Annotated in this window: 20 protein-coding genes; 9 read left to right on the top strand and 11 right to left on the bottom strand. The window is 29.5% G+C overall.

The window, feature by feature from the left end; genetic code table 11:
- Positions 1 to 1,311, top strand: a complete 1,311-nt coding sequence (gene argH / locus FHG05_RS17450) for an argininosuccinate lyase (RefSeq protein ID WP_140999396.1) — start codon at positions 1 to 3, stop codon at positions 1,309 to 1,311.
- A 36-nt stretch (positions 1,312 to 1,347) separates the two neighbouring features.
- On the opposite strand, the gene FHG05_RS17445 is transcribed toward argH, so the two are convergent.
- The 4 genes from FHG05_RS17445 to FHG05_RS17430 all read right to left on the bottom strand — a co-directional run bounded on the left by FHG05_RS17445 (position 1,348) and on the right by FHG05_RS17430 (position 4,591).
- A complete protein-coding gene (locus tag FHG05_RS17445; protein ID WP_140999395.1) occupies positions 1,348 to 1,824 on the bottom strand; it encodes an Lrp/AsnC family transcriptional regulator in 477 nt (158 codons plus the stop codon).
- A gap of 6 nt (positions 1,825 to 1,830) precedes the next feature.
- The gene (ruvX, locus tag FHG05_RS17440) at positions 1,831 to 2,244 is read right to left on the bottom strand and encodes a Holliday junction resolvase RuvX (RefSeq protein ID WP_140999394.1); all 414 of its coding nucleotides are present in this window, start codon (positions 2,242 to 2,244) and stop codon (positions 1,831 to 1,833) included.
- A 132-nt stretch (positions 2,245 to 2,376) separates the two neighbouring features.
- Positions 2,377 to 3,855: a malate:quinone oxidoreductase gene (locus FHG05_RS17435; RefSeq protein WP_140999393.1), complete on the bottom strand. Its 1,479-nt coding sequence runs from the start codon at positions 3,853 to 3,855 to the stop codon at positions 2,377 to 2,379.
- 124 nt (positions 3,856 to 3,979) lie between these two features.
- Positions 3,980 to 4,591 carry a PAS domain-containing protein gene (locus FHG05_RS17430; RefSeq protein ID WP_140999392.1) on the bottom strand — a complete coding sequence of 204 codons (612 nt, stop codon included), beginning with the start codon at positions 4,589 to 4,591 and terminating at the stop codon, positions 3,980 to 3,982.
- Between the two features lie 246 nt (positions 4,592 to 4,837).
- Between FHG05_RS17430 and FHG05_RS17425 the strand changes: the two genes are divergently transcribed.
- Both FHG05_RS17425 and FHG05_RS17420 read left to right on the top strand, forming a co-directional pair.
- Positions 4,838 to 5,653 (top strand): 2,3,4,5-tetrahydropyridine-2,6-dicarboxylate N-succinyltransferase, encoded by an 816-nt coding sequence (locus FHG05_RS17425; protein ID WP_140999391.1) that lies wholly within the window; start codon positions 4,838 to 4,840, stop codon positions 5,651 to 5,653.
- A 135-nt stretch (positions 5,654 to 5,788) separates the two neighbouring features.
- Positions 5,789 to 7,660 carry an LTA synthase family protein gene (locus FHG05_RS17420; protein WP_140999390.1) on the top strand — a complete coding sequence of 624 codons (1,872 nt, stop codon included), beginning with the start codon at positions 5,789 to 5,791 and terminating at the stop codon, positions 7,658 to 7,660.
- On the opposite strand, the gene FHG05_RS17415 is transcribed toward FHG05_RS17420, so the two are convergent.
- A complete protein-coding gene (locus FHG05_RS17415) occupies positions 7,657 to 8,409 on the bottom strand; it encodes a glycosyltransferase family 2 protein (protein WP_140999389.1) in 753 nt (250 codons plus the stop codon). The two genes, FHG05_RS17420 and FHG05_RS17415, sit on opposite strands and share 4 nt — an antisense overlap.
- Before the next feature lie 93 nt (positions 8,410 to 8,502).
- Between FHG05_RS17415 and FHG05_RS17410 the strand changes: the two genes are divergently transcribed.
- Positions 8,503 to 9,567 (top strand): glycosyltransferase family 9 protein, encoded by a 1,065-nt coding sequence (locus FHG05_RS17410; RefSeq protein ID WP_140999388.1) that lies wholly within the window; start codon positions 8,503 to 8,505, stop codon positions 9,565 to 9,567.
- Here the strand turns inward: FHG05_RS17410 and FHG05_RS17405 are convergent.
- Complete coding sequence (locus tag FHG05_RS17405; protein WP_140999387.1) at positions 9,564 to 10,379, bottom strand: glycosyltransferase family 2 protein; 816 nt, start codon at positions 10,377 to 10,379, stop codon at positions 9,564 to 9,566. The two genes, FHG05_RS17410 and FHG05_RS17405, sit on opposite strands and share 4 nt — an antisense overlap.
- A gap of 24 nt (positions 10,380 to 10,403) precedes the next feature.
- Positions 10,404 to 11,165, bottom strand: a complete 762-nt coding sequence (locus FHG05_RS17400; protein ID WP_140999386.1) for a lipopolysaccharide kinase InaA family protein — start codon at positions 11,163 to 11,165, stop codon at positions 10,404 to 10,406.
- Positions 11,166 to 11,245: 80 nt separating this feature from the next.
- Between FHG05_RS17400 and FHG05_RS17395 the strand changes: the two genes are divergently transcribed.
- The gene (locus tag FHG05_RS17395) at positions 11,246 to 12,046 is read left to right on the top strand and encodes a glycosyltransferase family 2 protein (RefSeq protein ID WP_140999385.1); all 801 of its coding nucleotides are present in this window, start codon (positions 11,246 to 11,248) and stop codon (positions 12,044 to 12,046) included.
- Here the strand turns inward: FHG05_RS17395 and FHG05_RS17390 are convergent.
- Positions 12,043 to 13,152: a glycosyltransferase family 4 protein gene (locus FHG05_RS17390; protein ID WP_140999384.1), complete on the bottom strand. Its 1,110-nt coding sequence runs from the start codon at positions 13,150 to 13,152 to the stop codon at positions 12,043 to 12,045. The genes FHG05_RS17395 and FHG05_RS17390 overlap by 4 nt on opposite strands.
- Before the next feature lie 190 nt (positions 13,153 to 13,342).
- Between FHG05_RS17390 and FHG05_RS17385 the strand changes: the two genes are divergently transcribed.
- The gene (locus tag FHG05_RS17385; RefSeq protein WP_140999383.1) at positions 13,343 to 14,263 is read left to right on the top strand and encodes a glycosyltransferase family 2 protein; all 921 of its coding nucleotides are present in this window, start codon (positions 13,343 to 13,345) and stop codon (positions 14,261 to 14,263) included.
- The gene (locus FHG05_RS17380; protein ID WP_140999382.1) at positions 14,260 to 15,438 is read left to right on the top strand and encodes a glycosyltransferase; all 1,179 of its coding nucleotides are present in this window, start codon (positions 14,260 to 14,262) and stop codon (positions 15,436 to 15,438) included. Before FHG05_RS17385 ends, FHG05_RS17380 begins: the two co-directional genes overlap by 4 nt.
- On the opposite strand, the gene FHG05_RS17375 is transcribed toward FHG05_RS17380, so the two are convergent.
- The 3 genes from FHG05_RS17375 to FHG05_RS17365 are packed head-to-tail and all read right to left on the bottom strand — an operon-like array spanning position 15,422 to position 18,879.
- Complete coding sequence (locus tag FHG05_RS17375; protein WP_140999381.1) at positions 15,422 to 16,570, bottom strand: glycosyltransferase; 1,149 nt, start codon at positions 16,568 to 16,570, stop codon at positions 15,422 to 15,424. The two genes, FHG05_RS17380 and FHG05_RS17375, sit on opposite strands and share 17 nt — an antisense overlap.
- Positions 16,571 to 16,573: 3 nt before the next feature.
- Positions 16,574 to 17,827 carry a glycosyltransferase gene (locus tag FHG05_RS17370; protein ID WP_140999380.1) on the bottom strand — a complete coding sequence of 418 codons (1,254 nt, stop codon included), beginning with the start codon at positions 17,825 to 17,827 and terminating at the stop codon, positions 16,574 to 16,576.
- A complete protein-coding gene (locus tag FHG05_RS17365) occupies positions 17,824 to 18,879 on the bottom strand; it encodes a glycosyltransferase family 2 protein (protein ID WP_140999379.1) in 1,056 nt (351 codons plus the stop codon). Before FHG05_RS17365 ends, FHG05_RS17370 begins: the two co-directional genes overlap by 4 nt.
- 166 nt (positions 18,880 to 19,045) lie before the next feature.
- Between FHG05_RS17365 and FHG05_RS17360 the strand changes: the two genes are divergently transcribed.
- Entirely contained in the window at positions 19,046 to 19,606 is a 561-nt protein-coding gene (locus FHG05_RS17360) for an L-threonylcarbamoyladenylate synthase (RefSeq protein WP_140999378.1), read from the top strand.
- Between the two features lie 58 nt (positions 19,607 to 19,664).
- On the top strand, positions 19,665 to 21,083 hold the full coding sequence (locus tag FHG05_RS17355; protein ID WP_140999377.1) for a CCA tRNA nucleotidyltransferase: 1,419 nt from the start codon (positions 19,665 to 19,667) through the stop codon (positions 21,081 to 21,083).
- The last annotated feature ends 34 nt before the right edge of the window (positions 21,084 to 21,117 follow it).

The following is a 21,117-nucleotide window of genomic DNA, read 5'->3' as shown; positions in this document are numbered from 1 at the left end:
ATGGCTACTAAAATTTGGCAGAAAAAAGAAACATCTAATGAACAACATGCAACAATAGTTGAAAAATTCACCGTAGGTAATGACGTGGTTTTTGATTATTTATTGGCAAAATATGATGTTCAAGGGTCTTTAGCTCATTGTGAAATGTTAAATTCAATAGGTTTGTTAACCAATGAAGAATGGTCGGTTATCCAAAAAGAATTAAAAAATATTGCCATTGAAATTGAAAACGAAAATTTCGAAATTGAAACTGGAATTGAAGATGTGCATTCTCAAGTGGAACATCTTTTAATTCAACGCATTGGAGATATCGGTAAAAAAATCCATAGCGGTCGTTCCAGAAACGATCAGGTTTTAACCGATTTAAAACTATATTATAAAGCCGAAATACAAGAAATTATTCAACTAACCGAAATACTTTTCAATACTTTAATTGAATTGAGTAATCAACATAAAAATATCTTATTACCAGGATATACGCACTTACAAATTGCAATGCCTTCTTCTTTCGGACTTTGGTTTGGTGCTTATGCAGAAAGTTTAGTTGACGATTTAGAATTGTTTTTAGCCGCCCATAACATCGTCAATAAAAACCCATTAGGCTCTGGAGCTGGATATGGTACTTCCTTTCCATTAAACAGAACCTTAACAACACAACTATTAGGCTTTAAAACCCTAAATGTTAATGCTGTATATGCGCAAATGACTAGAGGAAAATCGGAGAAGGTTTTTGCAATGGCTTTAGCTGGAATGGCAGCTACTATCAGTAAATTTGCTTATGATACCTGTTTGTATTTGAATCAGAATTTTAATTTTATTTCTTTTCCAGATTCCTTAACCACAGGAAGTAGTATTATGCCTCATAAAAAAAATCCGGATGTTTTTGAAATTATGAGAGCCAAATGCAATCGCATTCAAGCGGTACCCAACGAATTAATTTTAGTTACCAATAATTTACCATCTGGTTACCATAGAGATGTTCAGGTAACTAAAGAAATTTTATTTCCAGCAATCTCATCCTTGAAAGAATGTTTGGAAATGCTAGACTTTATGTTGGCACATATTCAAATAAAACCCAACATTGTAACAGATGAAAAATACCAGTATATGTTTAGTGTAGAGAATGTGAACCAACAAGTGTTAGAAGGTATTGCGTTTAGAGATGCTTATAAAAACATTGGTTTAGCTATTGAAAATAATACATTTGAACCCAATTATAATGTAAAACATTCGCATGAAGGCAGTATTGGCAATCTTAGAAATGATTTAATTGTGGAAAATTTTAAGGAAGTCATAAACAAGTTTAAATAAAAAAGACTTTTCATTTTTAAAAATGAAAAGTCTTTTTTATTCTTTAATTCCAAAAGGATAAGCTGTTTCTTTTTTACATTCGTTCATTACAATGCTGCTATGGTATTGACCAATATTAGGTATATTTGAAATAACATTCACAACAAAATCATTATAGCTACGAATATCATTGGCAACAATTTTCAGCATATAATCATAATTTCCAGACAAACTAATAACGTCTAAAACTTGAGGTATAGGTGTAATAATTTTTTCAAATTCATCAAGAGCTTCCTTTGATTGTTCTTTTAAGGTAACGTTGCAATACACTACAATCTCCACCCCTATTTTAAAACGATCCAACAAAGCCACATATTTCTTGATCACGCCATTGCGTTCCAAATTCTTAATACGTTCGTAAGTAGGTGTAAACGAAAGCCCGATTTTTTCTCCAATATCTTTTACCGAAATGGTAGAATCATTTTGTAAAATTTCTAATATTAATTGGTCTTTAGCATCTAATTGGTCTCTCATTTTCAATTATCTTTTATATTGCAAATAATCTTGTAGCATAATCGTAGCTGCAATTTCATCGATTAAAGCTTTATTTTTGCGTTGGTTTTTCTTTAAACCACTATCTAACATCGTTTGAAAAGCCATTTTTGAAGTAAATCGTTCGTCAACTCTATCCAAAAGCATTTGTGGAAATTCTTTTTGAAATAGAAGAATAAACTTATCAATAATTATAGCACTTTCAGAAGGCGTTCCATCCATTTGTTTGGGTTCCCCAATAATTACTTTTTCAACTTTTTCTTTAGAAAAATAATCTTTTAAAAATGCCAGTACAGTTTCTGAAGGAATGGTTGTTAATCCAGAAGCGATCAATTGCATTTCATCCGTAATGGCAATTCCTGTTCGTTTTAATCCGTAATCTATAGCAAGTATTCTGGCCATTATTTAGTTTTAATATACAAAGATACGCAAAGAAGCATTGATTTACCTTTAAAAAAAGCAACAAAAAAAGGGCTTACAAGCAAAAAACTTCACTAAAAGAAGTAAATTACTAATAAGCCTTTTCTTTTTATATTAGTTTACCAACTTCAATGTTGTACTCGTCATGGCTCTAATTTGAGTGCACAACTCGTCATTGTCATTTAACGATTCTCCAAAAGCAGGAATCATTTCTTTGAATTTATTTTGCCATTCCGCTGATTGGTATTTTTTAGCAAAACATTTACTGATAACTTCAATCATAATAGAAACTGAAGTTGAAGCACCAGGAGAAGCTCCTAATAAAACCGCTAAAGAACCATCATCATCATTTACTACTTCGGTACCAAATTCTAGAACGCCTTTACCGTTTTTATCTTTCTTAATCACTTGTACCCTTTTTCCAGCTGTTTCCAAAACCCAATCTTCACTCTTTGCATTTGGAAAATAGTTTTTTAAAGCTTCCATTCGATCTTCTTGAGACTGCATAACTTGTTCAATCAAATATTTAGTCAATGGTATGTTGTGAATTCCTGCGGAAAGCATGGGAACAATATTATCGGTTTGAATGGACTTGATTAAATCGAGATACGAACCATTCTTTAAAAATTTAGTCGTAAAACCAGCATAAGGACCAAAAAGCAACTCTTGTTTGCCATCAATTATTCTGGTATCAATATGAGGTACCGACATTGGTGGCGAACCCACAGAAGCTTTACCATATACTTTGGCTTTATGTTGTTTGATGATTTCAGGGTTCATACAACGTAACCATTGTCCGCTAATCGGAAAACCACCATAGCCGTCACCTTCTTCAATATTTGCTTTTTCTAATAAGGGTAAAGAACCACCTCCAGCACCAATGAAAACAAAAGGGGTTTTTATCTTTCTTGATTTTCTTGTTTCTAAATTTCTAACCTTTATTCTCCAACTGCCATCGTCTTGTTTTTTTAATTTTTCAACTTCCGTATCAAAATACAACTCAATTCCATCCTGATTTTTTAAATATTCAAATAATAATCGAGTCAAAGAACCAAAGTTAACATCTGTTCCTATTGGCATATAAGTAGCGGCATGAACTTCATCTTTGGGTCTGTCGTGCATTACTAAGGGCATCCATTCTTCTAAAACCGTTTCATCGCTACTGAATAACATTCTTTTAAAAAGACTTTTTTGAACTAAAGCTTCATGCCTTTTTTTTAAGAAAGCTACATTTTCTTTTCCCCAAACAAAACTAATGTGCGGTATTGAATGAATAAAATCTTCTGGATTCTTAAGCACTCCTTTTTGAACTAAATAACTCCAAAATTGTCTCGAAACCTCGTAGGCTTCCGATATTTTTAAAGCTTTAGAAATATCAATACTTCCATCTTCCTTTTCAGGAGTATAATTCAATTCACAAAAAGCAGCATGCCCTGTTCCTGCATTATTCCAAGCATCACTACTTTCAGAAGCAGCTTCTGACAAACGTTCGTAAATTTCAATTTTACAATTAGGATCTAATTCTTTTAACAAAATCCCAAGCGTTGCGCTCATAATTCCAGCACCTATTAAGACTACATCTGGATTTTCCATTTAATTTTCTTCTTTATAAACTTATTCTTACCTAAAAAGCTATACAAAGATAAGTAAAGTATAAAAATGAAGAGTTAATTATAATGCAAAAATACCGCCCTATTCTTAAGAAATACTTAATTTTTTACCTTGAAAAAAACCTACTAAAAAAACTTTTTTCTTCTTCTGTTTTGTGATTAGAATGGTTCTCTATTTTTTCTTGGTTATATATCAATTCTAGTATGTATTGTACATAGGTTTTATTCTTTTCCTCTAAAAAACCGTTTAAATATTTTTCACTGTATTCAATACCACTAGCTGCCTCTATTTGCCATAATTTTTTATATAAAGGTTCTATATGATTGGTAATCACTTCTTGTGGCACCGCCCTTCTTCTAGCAAAGTAATTTACTATTTCACCTGCTTCGTTTTTTGAAATTTCAAAATCAGTAATTACCCAATAGTATCTTCCTGATTTAGCTAAATTTTTAACGATGGCATGAAAGTTTTCACCATTTTTCAATTTTTCCCAAAGTACTTTAAAAATAACCTTTGGCATATCGGGATGCCTAATAATACTATGCGGTTGTCCCATTAATTCATAATCTTCATATCCACAGACATCTACAAAAACTTCATTGGCATATTCAATGGTTCCAAAAGCATCTGTCTTACTCATAATTACTTTGGTTTTATCCCAAGTAACTTCTTTGTCAACTAGTACAGGTTTGTTTGCAATTTGATTTTGAAAATTCATATTTGATGGTTTTTCTATTTATTGTTATACTATTTATTTGTTGGCAAAACTAGATAAACTTGAACTTTAAAAAACTGATAAAAATCAGTTCTTACATTTTAAATAAGTGTATAGAATCTTTTTTTAATAATTTTTAAAAGAAAGAAGTAAAACTCACATATCGATTGAGAAATAACAAATATGTAACGGAAACAAATTATGATTTATAAAAAAACAAATTATCTTTGCCAAAAATAGATTTATACCATGATACAATTACAAACTACTATAGAAAATGCGTGGGACAACCGTGCATTATTACAAGAAGAAAGTACACAAAAAGCCATTAGAGAAGTTATTGAATTGATTGATTCTGGTGTGCTACGTGTAGCACAACCTATTGAAAACGGCTGGCAAGTAAATGAATGGGTAAAAAAAGCAGTAGTTTTATATTTTCCTATTCAAAAAATGGAAACTCTTGAAGCTGGAATTTTTGAATATCATGATAAAATGCCTTTAAAAAAAGGATATGCTGAAAAAGGAATTCGTGTGGTACCAAATGCTGTTGCGCGTCATGGTGCCTACATTTCAAAAGGAGTCATTTTAATGCCAAGTTATGTTAATATAGGCGCTTATGTAGATGAAGGTACTATGGTAGACACTTGGGCTACAGTTGGAAGTTGTGCTCAAATTGGTAAAAATGTACATTTATCAGGTGGCGTGGGTATTGGTGGTGTATTAGAACCTTTACAAGCTGCACCTGTAATTATTGAAGACGGAGCTTTTATTGGATCTCGATGTATCGTAGTGGAAGGAGTTCGCGTAGAACAAGAAGCGGTTTTAGGAGCTAATGTTGTTTTAACGGCTTCCACAAAAATTATAGATGTAACCGGTTCAGAACCCAAAGAATTTAAAGGAGTTGTTCCAGCTCGTTCTGTAGTTATTCCAGGAAGCTATACTAAAAAATTTGCTGCTGGTGACTATCAAGTTCCTTGTGCATTAATCATCGGACAAAGAAAACCTTCGACCGACTTAAAGACCTCTTTAAATGATGCTTTGAGAGAATACAATGTAGCCGTTTAAAAAATATATTCTTATAAAAATCCAAATGCATTCCCATTTGGATTTTTTGTTAACCAATGAAAATTTAAGGTAAATACACGCTTAATTAATTGTAATTATTTATTCATTTTATAAATTTGTCGAAATTTATAAATAATGAAAAACTACTTTAAGAGTATTCTTCTCTTTTTTAAACGCTTTTTATTGGTTCTGTTTATCTATCAAATTTGTAGGTTTTTATTTTTATATTTTAACAAATCTGCTTTCAGTGGATTAGATTTAAAAGTATTTTTAGGAGGCATTCACTTTGATCTTTCGGCTATTGCCTATATTAATATACTATTTGGTTTTTTACATCTATTTCCAGCAAAATTCATATACAAAAAAGGATATCAAAAAGGTTTAAAAATAGCTTTTTATACGGTTAATCTTATTTTTATTCTAACCAATTTTGTTGATTTTGAATACTATAAATTTACCGGAAGAAGAAGTACGTTTAGCATGATTACTGCCTCTGGTATGGAAAATGAAATTGGCGGATTAATGCTCTCTTTTTTGAAAGAATTTTGGTATTTACCGCTACTAGGAATTATTTTAGCAATTGCATTTTGGAAAGTAATACCAACATTTTCTTCTTCTATTCCTAAAGAAAATACTACCCTTGCAATTGTAGGAAAACAAACAGGTCTTTTTATACTAATTATGGGATTTTTATTGGTTTTAGGACGAGGAGGTTTCCAACAAAAACCTTTAAAAGTAGTAGATGCCGTAAATTATGGTTCCATTAGCCATTCCGCTTTAGTTTTAAATACACCCTTTTGCATTTTAAAAACAATAGGAAAAAAAGAAACTTTAGAAGCAAAATCATTTTACAATGAAACCGAATTACAAGCAATATTTAATCCTGTTTTAGAGTTGGAGCCAGATAGCGATGCCCTAAAACAAAATGTTGTCATTCTTATTTTAGAAAGCTTTGGACGGGAGAATTTACAAATTGGTCAAACCCCATTTTTAGATTCTTTGGTAACCAAATCCCTTTTCTTTGAAAATGGTTTTGCCAATGGTAAATTATCCATTGATGCTGTTCCTTCTACTTTATCAAGTATTCCAAGTTTAATGAATCATTCTTTAATTACTTCCAGTTACTCGATTAATGAAATATATGGATTGCCTAAAATTTTAAAAGACAATAACTATTACACCGCTTTCTTTCATGGTGCATTCAATGGAAGTCAGAATTTTGATCAATATTGTAAAGTAGCTGGTTTTGATGCCTATTACGGCAAAGATGAATACGAAGGACCTGAAGCTTTTGATGGCAACTGGGGAATTTATGACGAAGAATTTATGCAGTTTTTCTGCACTAAAATGAGCACTTTTAAAACGCCCTTTTTCACTTCTCTATTTACAATTTCTTCTCATAATCCTTATAAAATACCAGAACGCTATAAAGACAAATTTCCTAAAGGTAATACGAAAATTCAAGAAAGTATAGCGTATACCGATTTTGCCTTGAAAAAGTTTTTTGAAACTGCTAAAAAACAACCCTGGTATAACAATACATTATTTGTTATTACGGCTGATCATACTTCCTCTGAGCCAACAGCTGAAAAATTTAAAACGAATATTGGTAAATTTAGAATTCCGATTTTGTTTTTCAACCCTGGAAATCCAAACTTTGGAGGATTAAATTTCAGAAATTTTCAACAAATTGACATCATGCCATCAATACTCAGTTATTTAAGAATAAAGGCTAAAATGATTACCTTTGGAAAGCCCTATCAGTCCGAAAAAGATTTTGTAGTATATTATTTAGACAATATTTACCATTATATAGATGGGGATTATTACATGGCATTTGATGGTAAAAAAGCTATTGGCTTATATAATTTTAAAGAAGATGAATTATTACAACATAATCTTTTAAATTCAAACGATGCAATTGTAACAAAAATGGAACAATTTATAAAAGCATACATTCAGAGTTTCAATCAAAGAATGATTGCAAATAAATTAACTATAAATTAATTTTTTGATTGTCGTTGTAACTTTAATAATTTAGCATATTTCATGTAGGAAAAAAAAGCTTGAATCATAGCAATAGTTAAGCCATCCAAGCCATTAAATATCCCTTTTTTAAAGAAATAACAACGTATAAACGCAACAGTTCCGTTTAAAACTGGTTTCCAACTGTTAATTCTCTTTCCTTGATCAAATAATTGTTGAGCATGCCAAGTAGAATATTGGTTCTTTTTAGCCAAAATTTGATCAAAAGAACTCCATCCATAATGCAAAATATGCACTGCTACTTTCTTTTCATTCGTTGCAATAATTTTTTGATGCACTTTTGCATCTGAAGGATGAGCTGTTTTTTTATTAAAAAAGCGGACTTTACTATCAGGATACCAACCTGAAAAATCAATTAACTCATCAGCTAAAAAATTTTTAACTCGAAAAGAAAAAGCATCATAACTACCTGATAGATATTTTTTATTCAAAATAAACGCTTTTGCATCAATATCTAGAAATTCATCTGCATCCAAATTTAAAATCCACTCATTTTTACAAAAAGGCAAACCATGGGTTCGTTGTGGGCCATCACCTAAAAACGCTTGTGTAATAACCTTAGCTCCTTTAGCTTCTGCAATGGCTACTGTTTGATCGGTACTTAAGGAATCTACAATGATAACTTCATCACATACTTCAAAAAGTGCATCAATACATTTACCAATGTTTTTTTCTTCATTAAAAGTAATTACTAAACCACTAATTGCCATAATTCATAAAATTTAAGCAAAAGTAACTAATTTATTTTTTCTTAGAGTTTCAAATTCTTACATAGTTATGTATTTTAGCACAAAAAATAAGCCATGAAATTTTTAATCATTCAACAAAAACGCATTGGAGATGTCTTAACTTCTTCTATTTTAGCTAATAATCTAAAAAAAGCGTATCCAAATGCTCAAGTGGATTATATGTGCTATGCCAATTGTGTTGATGTATTAAAAAACAATCCTAATATTAGCAATATCATTGTATTAGAAGAAAAAGTAAGAAAAAATTACGTTTCCTTATTTGAATTTATATTTAAAATTAGGTCTAAAAAATACGATGCTGTAATAGATGTATACAGTAAATTAGAAACCAATTTAATCACTCTTTTCTCAAAAGCAAAAAAGAAAATTTCATATAAAAAATGGTACTCTACTATCTTTTATAATTACAATATTGAAAGACAAACTCAAAAAGGACAAAATAAATTAGGATTAGCTATAATCAATCGTATTGAATTACTAAAACCTATTATTTCAGAAGAAATAACCGACTATAAACCTAAAGTTTTTTTAACAAAAGAAGAAATAGAAAACGCAAAAAACTATATTGGTAACTTTCCATTAAATAAAGACAAACCAAATTATATGATTGGAATTTTAGGAAGTGAATGGTACAAAACCTATCCTTTTGAAAAAATGGCCGCATTGTTAGACTTTATTGTAGCACAAACTCAAGCTAATTTATTTTTCAATTATATTCCAAAACAAAAAGAAGATGCTTTAGCAATTTATAATCTTTGTAAGGAAAACACTAGAAAAAATATCTTTTTCGATTTGTATGCCAATGATTTACGTTCTTTTCTAGGAATTTTATCACAGTGTGATGCGCTTATAGGAAATGAAGGTGGTGCTGTAAATATGTCTAAGGCATTAGAAATTCCAACTTTTTCTCTATTTTCTCCTAGTGTGAACAAAGAAGCATGGCAAATCTTTGAAGATGAAAAAAATGTTTCTATTCATTTAAAAGACTTAAAGCCAGAAATTTACAAAGAATTTGATGAGAAATATATTAAAGAAAATACGTTCAAATACTTCGAAGAGTATCCAATTCAATTAATTAAAGAAAAATTAACTCACTTTTTTAAAGCTATTGGTAATTAATAATATTGATCGATTCCTTTTTCGATTTTTATAACATTATACTTTTTATTGTAAGCTCTAATGGCATTATTGTTTTTCCAAATTTCAGGAGATGCATAGCCTCTTTTGTGATCTAAATGAATGCAAATGGCACTATATCGAATTTGTTTGGCTAATATTCCATAATTAAAAAGACGTTCTCCTACTTCTCTATCTAAACCTCCATATAACATCTCTTCATTAAAACCATTAATTGCCAATAAATCTTCTTTAAAACAAGAAGTATTATGTCCATTAAACGTTTTTTTAGTTGGCGTAAGCCAATTCATTAATACGGCGAACCAATTCCATTTGGTTAGTTTAGATAGCTTAAAAGACTTTTTAAGTCCTTGTTTAGTAAGCCATCTAATGGAAAAAGCTTCTTGCTTCTGAATGTGTGAAGCATCAATCAATTTTGAGATTGACATAGGCAATTTAAAATAACCACCTGATAAAAAATAGCCTTTTTCCTTACTTTTCAAATGTTGGGCTACAAAATCTTTTCGTGGAATACAATCTCCATCGGTAAAAATGAGATAATCCGTGTGTGTTTGTAAAATGGCTTTATTCAAAATTTTACATTTTCGAAATCCTTCATCCTCATGCCACACATGTTGTATTGGATGCAAAAAAGAAGCTTTAAAAGAATCTATAACCCTTTTAGTTGCTGATGAAGAACCATCATCGGCAATAATTAATTCAAAATTTGGCTCCGTTTGAACAGCATATCCTAAAAGGACTTTTTCAAGCCATTCCTCCGAATTGTAGGTAGTGATTATTACAGAAACTTTCATGAAAAGGTTTATAAATTGAAAGTACTACTTTTTCCAGAATTTTAGTTTCTTTTTAATCCTTTTTTTACGATAAAATCGATATTGGAAATCAGAAGTTAATTTCCAAAGCGTGGTAAAAATCAAATTTTCATCTTCACCAGTAATTGTAGCATACTCATTACTCATGATAAGTATCATTTCTTTTTTAGGAGTAATTTTAGATAGATTTTTCATTCTTGTTTGAAAATCAATTACTTTATGAAATTTCATACGATTCAAATCTACTAGAAAAAAAGAATAACTACCATCGTTTTCTTTACGAATTAAAGTGTTTCCTGGTGAATGATCTAAAAACTCTACCCCTTCTCTATGCATAAAAGCAGTAAAACGGATAAACTGTCTTATAATTTCCTCTCTATCTTCAAAATCTTCATTTTCAATTATAGCTCTAAATTCAAAAACATTTTCTAAATGTTCGCAAGCATAATAACTATCCTTAAGTCCAATTATATCAAAATTTTCATAATAAGCTATAGGTTGTGGTGTTCCAATTTGCATTTCAATTAATTTAGAAGCAAATTCAAAAGAACGTCTGGCTTTTGATTTACGAAAATAACGATACGCAATTTTATTGATAAGATTCGGTTTTTTAAATGATTTTATATTTACAATGGTATGCTCAATTGTAAAAAGCTTAATCGTATTACGTGAACCTTTTACAAAAACAGTTCCTTTTTTAGTAAAATTTTCAATACAATCTAATATTTCAGAAGTATATTTTTGGTAAGCCTTAGAAATCGTAATCAAAGTTATTAATTTTTCTCAAAAGTAGATATTGTGTTTAATAATTCCAATTAATTCAATATTTTTACCAAAAAAAAATTGGAATGAGTCTGTATCCTAAGTGTTCTTTAATAACTCCTACATACAATTGGCCACAAGCATTAGAATTATTGCTTTTAAGCATTAAAAATCAAACTGTTTTACCAAACGAAGTTATTATTGCAGATGACGGTTCTAAACCTGAAACTACTGCACTCATTTCTGAATTCCAAAAAGACTTTCCTGTTCCTTTATTGCATGTTTGGCATGAAGATAATGGCAATCAAAAGCCGAAAATAATGAATAAAGCAATTGCAAAAGCGCAATATGACTATATTATTGAAATTGATGGAGACATCATCATGCACAAAAATTTTGTTGAAGATCATTTAAAAAATGCCAAAAAAGGTCAATATTTATTTGGTTCGAGAGTAAATATAAAAAAAGACATCTTAGCTTCTATTTTTACCAATAAAACAATTAGTTACCATTTCTTTTCAAAAGGAATTAAAAAAAGAACAAGAACATTAAGAATGCCTTTTTTTATGTATTTTGAAAAACAACATAAAAAAATTTCAAAAAAGTTACGAGGTTGTAATATGTCTTTTTGGAGAAAAGATTTTATAACAATAAATGGTTTTAATGAAAATTTGGTGGGTTGGGGTGTTGATGACTCAGAAATGATTCAACGACTTCACAATATTGGAATTGTTGGTAAAAGATTAAAACATACTGGAATTGCTTTTCATATTTATCATAAAGAACAAGATAAAAGTCACATCAATATTAATCATGCCATAGAAGATGAAGTAAGAGAGAAAAAAATAATGTATATTGAAAAAGGAGTTAATCAATACTTAAATTAATTCGTTTTTAATAATTTTTCAAATTCGTTTTTAATTTGATTTGCAATATAAACAGCTGAAAATTTAGTTTTAACTATCTCCATATTTGTTTCTGAAAATTCTTTTTGCAATTTTTTATTATCCAATAATTCGATAATATTCTTACTTAATTTTTTTGCATCTTTAATTTCTGCAGAGAAACCATTACTTCCATCTTGAATGATATCTGGGACTACTCCAACTTTTGTTGATACTACTGGTGTACCCATTAACATGGCTTCTAAAAGTGACGTTGGTCCACCTTCTCTTTGAGAAGTAAGTAAAAAAACATCAAATTGATTGTTCAAAGAAGACGCATTCTTTATTTGATTCATAAAAATAATGTCCTTAAACACTTTCTTTTTAATAGCGTATTCTTTGAGTTTATCCGTTTTTTTTGAAAACTCTCCTACTTGAACAAAAACGATATCATTTCTATTATGGACGTGTTTAATTTCTGCTAAAACATCAATTAAAGTAAATAAATCTTTAGCATTGGTATGGTTTGCAATATTACCTACTAGCAATTTATCATCTGGTATATTATATAGTTTACGGATTTTAATATCACTTTTTAAATCCAAAATATCCAAAGAAACACAATCATTAATTACAATTGTTTTGTCTTTCATTTTAGGAGTAAGCGTTTTACCAAAAGATTCTTCTACCATTTTTGAAACACATAAAATAGCATCAATTCTTGAACTATTATATTTTATCTTACTTAAAAAACTACCACTAACTCCAACACCCTTTTTAGAAAACACTAATTTTCCTTTAATTCTAAATAAAAAATTAGACAAAAGAAAAAACATAAGCGAATCACTCGTGTGCAATTGAATAATATCTTGGGTTTCCACTTTTGAAATTTTTGCTAACTGCTTGTAATTGGAAAAACTTTTTAGTTTTTTATTTCGGAAAGGAATGAAGGAAATATTGTTCTTCTCGCATTCTTTTTCCAAAACAGAGTTTTTCAAACCACAAACAATATTTTGAACTCCTAATGCGTTAAGCTTGGGTAAAATGTATATTATTTGTTGTTCATTTCCACCCCAACCTTTTGCACCAGATATATGCAGTATTTTCATAAGAAGCAGTTATAGAATTAGTTCTTAATTTAACAATAAAATTAGTATTACATTTTGAACTATATGTGTAATGATAATAGCTATTCCTAAAAATTATTTGTTACTTTGCTAACAAATTTTTTGTCTTTGTAAAACTAGATAAAAATATATAGAAATAAAACTATATATTTAACTTTACTTAAAAAAATAAATGTTGGATTTATCTATCATAATAATAAATTATAATACAAGTAGCTACACTATTCAATGTGTAGAAAGTATTATTAAACATACTTCAACACTTTTAAATTATAATATTATAATTGTAGATAATCATTCCAAATTGAATGATTACAATCTATTAAAAAACTATATAGCAGCATTAAACAATCCTTCTATAAAACTACTTAGAAATCATATAAATACTGGTTTTGGTGGAGGTAATATGATTGGTTGTCAGTTTTCGGATGCTACTTATTATGCATTTGTAAATAATGATTCCATATTACTAAACGATTGTTTTTCAATTATTATTGAAGCCATGAAAAATAATGAAAGCTTTGGAATTTGTGGACCGCAAAGTTTCAAAGAAGATGGTAGTTTATTGCCAACTTTAGATCATTTTTCATCGCCATTAAAAGAGCTTTTGGGTCGTTACTTTTTAGAAACAATCAATCCTAAAATATATCCTAAACGAAAATTAGAATATAAGAGTCCGCAAAGAGGTCAATTTGTGTCTGGGAGTTTTATGATGGTTCGTTCTGATGATTTTTGGAGTGTGGGTGGTTTTGATACCAATATCTTTTTGTATCAAGAAGAAACAGATTTGTGTATTCGACTAGCTAAAATTAAAAAGTATGCTTATTTAATACCAGATGCTAAATTCATTCATTTTCATGGAGCTAGTACTCCAAAATCAATCGAAATTAAAACGGAATTAAAAATTTCACTCTTGTATGTGATTCGAAAACATTATGGTTATCTTAATTATCGAATTATATTGTTATTCTTGCAAATAAAATATTTTATAAAGAGTATTCGAAAACCAAAATACTGGTCATTGTTTAAAGTGCTTTTTAGAGGTGGAAGATTAAATGATTCTTTAAAACATAAACAAAACAACAAAGAATGATCACGTTTAAACATCTTTTTTCTAAAAAAATAGATTTTGATTTAAACTCTTTAATAAATGGTGAAAGGTATGATGCATCTAAAAAAACAATTGTTTTTATATCGAATGCAATTCCTACTTATGATAAAGATTCTGGATCAAATAGACTTAAGGAAATTATTTTAGCCTATGTCCAACTTGGATATAATTGTTTTTTAACTTTTACATCATCTGAGAATGACAATAATTATATTGAGTTTTTTAAAAATGAAGAGGTAATCCTATTTTCTGAACTTAAAAATAAACAGACAACCCTTTCTTTTTTAAAAGCTATTCCAAAGGTTGATTTTATTTGGTTTTATGGACCAAACACTTTAAAAAGACATTTCCAATATGTTCATAAAACGATTCCTGAAGCAACCACCTTATATGACATGGTTGATATTCATTTTTTGCGTTACAAAAGAGCTATTGAACTAAACCCAAAAAGGATTTCCTTAAAGAAAAGATATAAAAAGTACTTCCATATTGAAACTGTAGTAGCCAAAAAAGTTGCATTAGTCATTACCATTTCTGAACAAGAAAAAGAATTTATGCGTACTTACATCGCAGCTCATAAGATGAAGACTATTTCAAATATTCATTATCCAAAAATAAGTTTACAAGAAACGTTACCTTTTGAAGAAAGAAAAAACATTCTTTTTATAGGTTCTACACATACTCCTAATATTGATGCTTTGTATTTTCTATTTGAAAAAATCATGCCTAAAGTATGGGAAAAATTACCTGAGATTGTGGTAGATGTTATTGGTAATTTGAATACCGAAATAAACGATATTGTGCACCCTAATTTTATTTTTCACGGCTACATTCCTGAAATAGAAACCTTTTTCACTTCTTCAAAGTTTATGGTAGTCCCGTTGCGATACGGAGCTGGTGTAAAAGGAAAAATAGGACAGTCATTTGAGTATTATCTTCCATTAATTACAACGGCTATTGGTGCTGAAGGTATGTTTTTAGAGCATGGAAAAAACGCATTGATAGCTTCAACTGAAGAAGATTTTGCAAATGAAATCATTCGATTGTATAATGACAAAAATCTTTGGTTACAACTACAAAGCCACTCTGAAGAAAGCTTAACTCCTTTTTCAAGAGCGACTTTGCAAAAAACATTATTATCTATTGATCAACTGTAAAAATAGAATCTAACTCAGAATAAGTTGCTTCAATAGAATGATTGGCTTCAAAAAATGATTTTGAATCTTGTGCATGTTTCTTGTAAAAAGACTCATCCTGATGCAGTTGAATTATATAGTTCGCAAACTGACTTGGATTATTAGTCATTAAACAACCATTATTGGTTTTATTCAATAAACCGTCAAGACCTCTTTCATTACATACAACTGGCAAACCATAAGAAAGGGCTTCCACGACTTTAATTTTCAAACCTGTTCCACTAAGCATAGGACAAATGGCCATTTTTGAAACTTCATAAATAGCATCTAAATCTTCAACAAATGCTATTTTAGTAATGTTATCTTCGTCTGGACAAAAAGCTGCTACTCTTCCTACTACTACTATTTGTAAATTTTTATCTAATTTTGGGTACACTTCACTAAAAAACCATTTGGCTGCTTTAATATTATGTTCATTATTACTAGCAACATAGACTATATCATATTTCTTAGTTATTTTAGATGCTTCAAAATGCGATTTCAAAGAATGAGTAACTATAGAAACTGGCTTTTCCAAAAATTGAGAGAAAATATACTTTTCTTCGTTAGATATTACTAAAACTTCGTCAAATTTATTTAAAAGACGTATTTCCGTTTCGAAATATTTACCCAATTGAAAATCTTTAGTATGCTGAAATTGAGACGTTAAAAAATCATGTGTATCAATAACAAATTTTACATTTGGTTTTACTTCTTTAATTTTATCTATTAGATTAGCCCAATAAGCATAAGATATTAATATGAAATCATATTCTTTTTGTAGTGCAATTTCTTCGAATAGTTTTTCTTGTCCAAATCTTCTTCTGTCAAATTCCTTTATTTTTTTAAAGATTTTTCGGGGTAAAGAATACATAAAGAAATAGCGCAATTGATTTTTCTTTCTAGAAAGACTTTTTAATAAATAACCCTCTTTAATATAGTGTTCCTTTTTTAAATCAGATAGGTCTTCATGTTGAAAATTATCAGCATAAACCCCAACAAAATCAACTTCAATAGCACGTGCTTTAAAATATTCTAAAAGTGCTAAGGCTCTTGCATTATTTCCTTGATTTTTTAAAAGTGGATTTTCTGGATAAAAATATAATATTCGCATCGTTTAATTTTGTTTTTTATTTATTTGAGTAATAAAGTGGAACCATTTTTGGAACACAGCTTCTTCTGAATATTTTTTTACAGATTCATGAGCCATGATTCCCATTTTCTTTCTTAATTCTGAATTTTGAATGAGTTGTTCCAATTTGTGCTGCATATCAGTTATATCATTCGCTAAAAAACCATTCTGTTCATTTTGAATTAACTCATTTACTCCAGAACAAGATTGAAAACCAATTACAGGTAAACCAACAGCCATTGCTTCGGTTAAAGCTAACGGAAAACCTTCATATTTACTAGGAAAAAGAAAAATTTCTGCCTCTTTTAACTTTTCAAGAGGTTCTGAAGTAAATCCTTTGAAAAAGATCCTATTTTCTAATTGCAACTCGGCAACTTGTTCTTGTAAAATTTGCAAATCATTACCCACACCCCAAAACTCTAAAATCCAATTAGGGTAAGAGGTAGCTATTTTTGAAAAGATTTGGATGGCTACATCTTGTTGCTTACAACTATTATTTAAAGAAGCAATATTTATAATTTTATATGTTTTTTTTGCTATGTCATGATGTACTAACGCATTGGTATCCATTTGGATTACTGGATTTGGAATAGTTACAGCTTCACCAATAAATGTAGTAGGAAGAAAAGCTTTGTAACTATCAAATAAAACTTGGATTCCAGATAAATGAACATACGCTTCTTCCAACAATTTCATTTCTATTTTAGAACGATACCACAATACATCTGTATAATCATAATCTGGTCTTCCATTCACTGAATTTAGTATGGGAAATTGTAGCTTTTTTCCAAATGTAATCTCGACTAACGAACTTATAGACATGGTAATAATGACATTAGGCTTAACATCACTTAAATAAGTTTGCCAAAGTGTAACTCTTTCTTTAAGATTATGAGTATAAATACCTTCTACTCCGCCGTATTTTTTTACTAGTAATTTGTTGTGTATTTTATCTCGTTTCTTTTTCAGTTTGTAATAAAGCCAAAAGAAAGGATTGTTGCCTTTGTAATTGAAAAGTGTAATTATCTCTTCTTGAATAAATTTTGGATTAAATAGATTATTAAGGGTAACTTTTGGATTTAAATAAAACATGGGTTTTCCTGAAACATTCTCATCATTAGTAGCAAGAATTACTTCACAGTCTTTTTCAACTAAATTATTTGCTAAAAAACAGGCTATTTTTTCAGTTCCACCAGTACTATTTAAAAAGTTTTTATGTTGGACAATTACAATTTTCATTTGGCAAAATTGGCATTAATTCTATTTCGTAATGACTTTCTATATTTAGAAATAGGGATGATATTAACCATTTTTAGTTGCGCTTTATAATTAAAAAAATGCAATTTCTCTTTAATTTTTAATAACAATACATGCCTTTTATAAACTTTTTCAAAAGCCATATGATTTTTTGCTTTTAAAAAACTAAGAAAAAGTCGACTTAACTTTTTTTTCTCATTACTCCCAATAAACGGTGCAACATGAGTGGTATAAAAGTCTTTAATTAATACATGGAGGCTTTCTTTTTGAATGCTATCAAATGGCATCGCTAAAAACCTTAATTCAAAAGGTTCGTGTTCTAAAAAAAAAGCTAGGTGTAACGTTTTTCGTTGATATAAATTGTTTTGAGTATAAAAATTTTCTAAAATTTCTAACCATTTTGGAATTTGATGGAGTACTTGCTCCTTATTTTTATGAATCGTAATATGGTTTTGATTTTCATGTTCTCTGTAATTGTAAATACCTAAGGGATTTTTTGCAATTTTATCAGTCAAAGCTAATAATTGATGCGAAAACAAGCCATCTTCACACGGTTGAATTTTTTCAGGGAAACGAATGTTTGGATGTTGTTTTAAAAAATCATGCTTCAAAAATTGAGCACAAGTAGGTAATGCAGGAACTTTAGTTGATTTACAATAATAATCTCCAACAATAACAATATCAGCATCTTTAGTTTTAGCCACTTCATAAGATGAGCGAATAAATTCAACATCAATCGTATCGTCAGAATCCATAAAAAAAACATATTCTCCTTCTGCTATTGAAAGACCTTTGTTTCTTGCTATAGAAACTCCAGAATTTTGTTGCTCAATTAATTTTATATTTGAATGTTGCTGTACAAACTGTTTACAAATTGATAAGGAATTGTCTTTGGATCCATCATCAACTAAAATAATTTCAATAGGTTTATAAGTTTGATTTAAAACGCTTTCAATAGCTTCTGAAATATATTTTTCAACATTATATACAGGAATAATTACGGACACTAAAATAGAAGAATTATTAAGAAGCATTAGTTTAAAATATTAAAGCATCAAATATAGATAAAAATAAGCAATTGCTTTGCTTACAAATCTTGAATTTAGAGACCAGCTTTTACTAATAATACCTATTTTATAAGCATTTAATTAAATATATTTGCAAAAAAAATGATTTTTATTTTTTATAAGTACCAATAAGATGAATACAGAAGTACACGAAGCATTTGAAGTGATTAAAAATGGAGGTATTATACTTTATCCAACAGATACCGTTTGGGGAATTGGTTGTGATGCTACGAATGAAGAGGCTATAAAAAAAATATTTGCATTAAAGCAACGTGAAGAAAGCAAAAGCATGATTGTTTTAGTAAATGGTGAACGTATGATGCATCAAGTATTTAATGAAATTCCGGAAGTAGCTTGGCAAATTTTGGATTTTTCTGAAAAACCTACAACCTTAATTCTTGACAAACCTAAAAATGTTGCAAAAAATATAATTGCAGAAGACAATACATTAGCTGTACGAATGGTTACCGAACCTTTTTGCTATAAATTAATGGAACGAATGAAAAAACCTTTAGTTTCCACTTCTGCCAATATTTCTGGAATGCCAACACCACAATCTTTCAAAGAAATTTCGCCCGAAATTTTAAAAGGTGTGGACTATGTAGTAAATTTGCATCACGATAAAATTTGCAAAAATCCTTCAACCATCATAAAACTAGGATTAGATAGTCAAGTTAAAATTATTAGGAAATAGATTTATATACCAATTTATAATTAGTCAATATATATTGAAAATTGACTCATTTAAAAAAATGAATTACAAACAACATCTCGATCATAAAATATTTGAAATCGTTTCTAAAGCAGCAGCAGAACTCCAATTAGAATGTTATGTAATTGGTGGCTATGTAAGAGACATTTTATTAGAACGCAATCATAAAAAAGACATTGATATTGTTGCTGTAGGCAGTGGCATTGATTTAGCCTTAAAAGTATCCGAATTAATTCCCAACAATCCCAAAGTACAAGTTTTCAAAAACTATGGTACGGCAATGTTGCGTTATAAAGATATGGATATAGAGTTTGTGGGTGCTCGAAAAGAATCCTATAATAGAGACAGTAGAAAACCTATAGTTGAGAATGGATCTTTGAAAGATGACCAAGAAAGACGCGATTTTACAATAAATGCACTGGCTTTTTCCTTAAACAAAACTAATTTTGGTGAATTATTGGATCCTTTTAATGGTGTGGTCGATTTAAAAAATAAAATCATACGTACACCTTTAGATTCTGATATTACTTATTCTGATGATCCTTTACGAATGTTAAGAGCGATTCGCTTTGCTACTCAGTTGCATTTTGAAATTGAAAAGGAATCTTTAGAAGCTATTTCCCGTAATAAAGAACGTATAAAAATTATTTCTGGAGAGCGTATTGTAGAAGAGTTCAATAAAATTCTTTCTACTGAAAAACCATCTATCGGTTTTTTATTATTACATCAAACCGGATTATTAGACCTTATATTACCTGAATTGACGGCTTTAAACAGTGTAGAAGAGGTAGAAGGTCATACACATAAAAACAATTTTTATCATACCTTGGAAGTAGTAGATAATATTTGTCCGAATACGGAAGATGTATGGTTGCGTTGGGCTGCTTTATTGCATGACATTGGCAAAGCACCTACGAAAAGATTCAATAAAAAACAAGGCTGGACCTTTCACGGACATGAATTCTTAGGAGGCAAAATGGTAAAACGCATTTTTGAACGTTTGCACATGCCTTTGAATCAAAAATTAAAATTTGTGCAAAAAATGGTTACTATGAGTTCGAGACCTATTGTTTTGGCTCAAGATATAGTTACCGATTCGGCAGTTCGAAGATTGGTCTTTGATGCAGGTGAAGATGTAGAAAGTTTAATGACCTTATGCGAAGCTGATATTACTACGAAAAATCCTAAAAAATTTAGCAAATATCATAATAACTTCAAGATAGTACGTCAGAAAATTGTAGAAGTTGAAGAAAGAGATCATGTACGTAATTTTCAACCGCCTATTACAGGTGAAGAAATCATGAGTTTGTTTGGTTTACAACCTGGAAGAGAAATTGGAACGCTTAAAGAAGCTGTAAAAGAGGCCATTTTAGAAGGAGAAATTCCAAATGAATACGAAGAAGCATTAGCATTTGTGATACAAAAAGCAAAAAAAATGGGGTTGCAGAAAGTTGATTAACTGTTATTTAACTTATATTTTCATTCAATATTGA

It is taken from the genome of Flavobacterium profundi (assembly GCF_006491645.1).
Taxonomy (GTDB): domain Bacteria; phylum Bacteroidota; class Bacteroidia; order Flavobacteriales; family Flavobacteriaceae; genus Flavobacterium; species Flavobacterium profundi.
Note: the sequence above shows the minus strand (reverse complement) of the source record. Positions and strands in the feature narration are given on the sequence as shown.

Coding starts and splice junctions, on each gene's coding strand:
- FHG05_RS17390 (WP_140999384.1), bottom strand. CDS start 13,152: ATGAAAATACTGCATATATCTGGTGCAAAAGGTTGGGGTGGAAATGAA.
- FHG05_RS17395 (WP_140999385.1), top strand. CDS start 11,246: ATGAGTCTGTATCCTAAGTGTTCTTTAATAACTCCTACATACAATTGG.
- FHG05_RS17370 (WP_140999380.1), bottom strand. CDS start 17,827: ATGAAAATTGTAATTGTCCAACATAAAAACTTTTTAAATAGTACTGGT.
- FHG05_RS17420 (WP_140999390.1), top strand. CDS start 5,789: ATGAAAAACTACTTTAAGAGTATTCTTCTCTTTTTTAAACGCTTTTTA.
- FHG05_RS17410 (WP_140999388.1), top strand. CDS start 8,503: ATGAAATTTTTAATCATTCAACAAAAACGCATTGGAGATGTCTTAACT.
- FHG05_RS17385 (WP_140999383.1), top strand. CDS start 13,343: ATGTTGGATTTATCTATCATAATAATAAATTATAATACAAGTAGCTAC.
- ruvX (WP_140999394.1), bottom strand. CDS start 2,244: ATGGCCAGAATACTTGCTATAGATTACGGATTAAAACGAACAGGAATT.
- FHG05_RS17425 (WP_140999391.1), top strand. CDS start 4,838: ATGATACAATTACAAACTACTATAGAAAATGCGTGGGACAACCGTGCA.
- FHG05_RS17405 (WP_140999387.1), bottom strand. CDS start 10,379: ATGAAAGTTTCTGTAATAATCACTACCTACAATTCGGAGGAATGGCTT.
- FHG05_RS17365 (WP_140999379.1), bottom strand. CDS start 18,879: ATGCTTCTTAATAATTCTTCTATTTTAGTGTCCGTAATTATTCCTGTA.
- FHG05_RS17415 (WP_140999389.1), bottom strand. CDS start 8,409: ATGGCAATTAGTGGTTTAGTAATTACTTTTAATGAAGAAAAAAACATT.
- argH (WP_140999396.1), top strand. CDS start 1: ATGGCTACTAAAATTTGGCAGAAAAAAGAAACATCTAATGAACAACAT.
- FHG05_RS17430 (WP_140999392.1), bottom strand. CDS start 4,591: ATGAATTTTCAAAATCAAATTGCAAACAAACCTGTACTAGTTGACAAA.
- FHG05_RS17445 (WP_140999395.1), bottom strand. CDS start 1,824: ATGAGAGACCAATTAGATGCTAAAGACCAATTAATATTAGAAATTTTA.
- FHG05_RS17360 (WP_140999378.1), top strand. CDS start 19,046: ATGAATACAGAAGTACACGAAGCATTTGAAGTGATTAAAAATGGAGGT.
- FHG05_RS17375 (WP_140999381.1), bottom strand. CDS start 16,570: ATGCGAATATTATATTTTTATCCAGAAAATCCACTTTTAAAAAATCAA.
- FHG05_RS17435 (WP_140999393.1), bottom strand. CDS start 3,855: ATGGAAAATCCAGATGTAGTCTTAATAGGTGCTGGAATTATGAGCGCA.
- FHG05_RS17355 (WP_140999377.1), top strand. CDS start 19,665: ATGAATTACAAACAACATCTCGATCATAAAATATTTGAAATCGTTTCT.
- FHG05_RS17380 (WP_140999382.1), top strand. CDS start 14,260: ATGATCACGTTTAAACATCTTTTTTCTAAAAAAATAGATTTTGATTTA.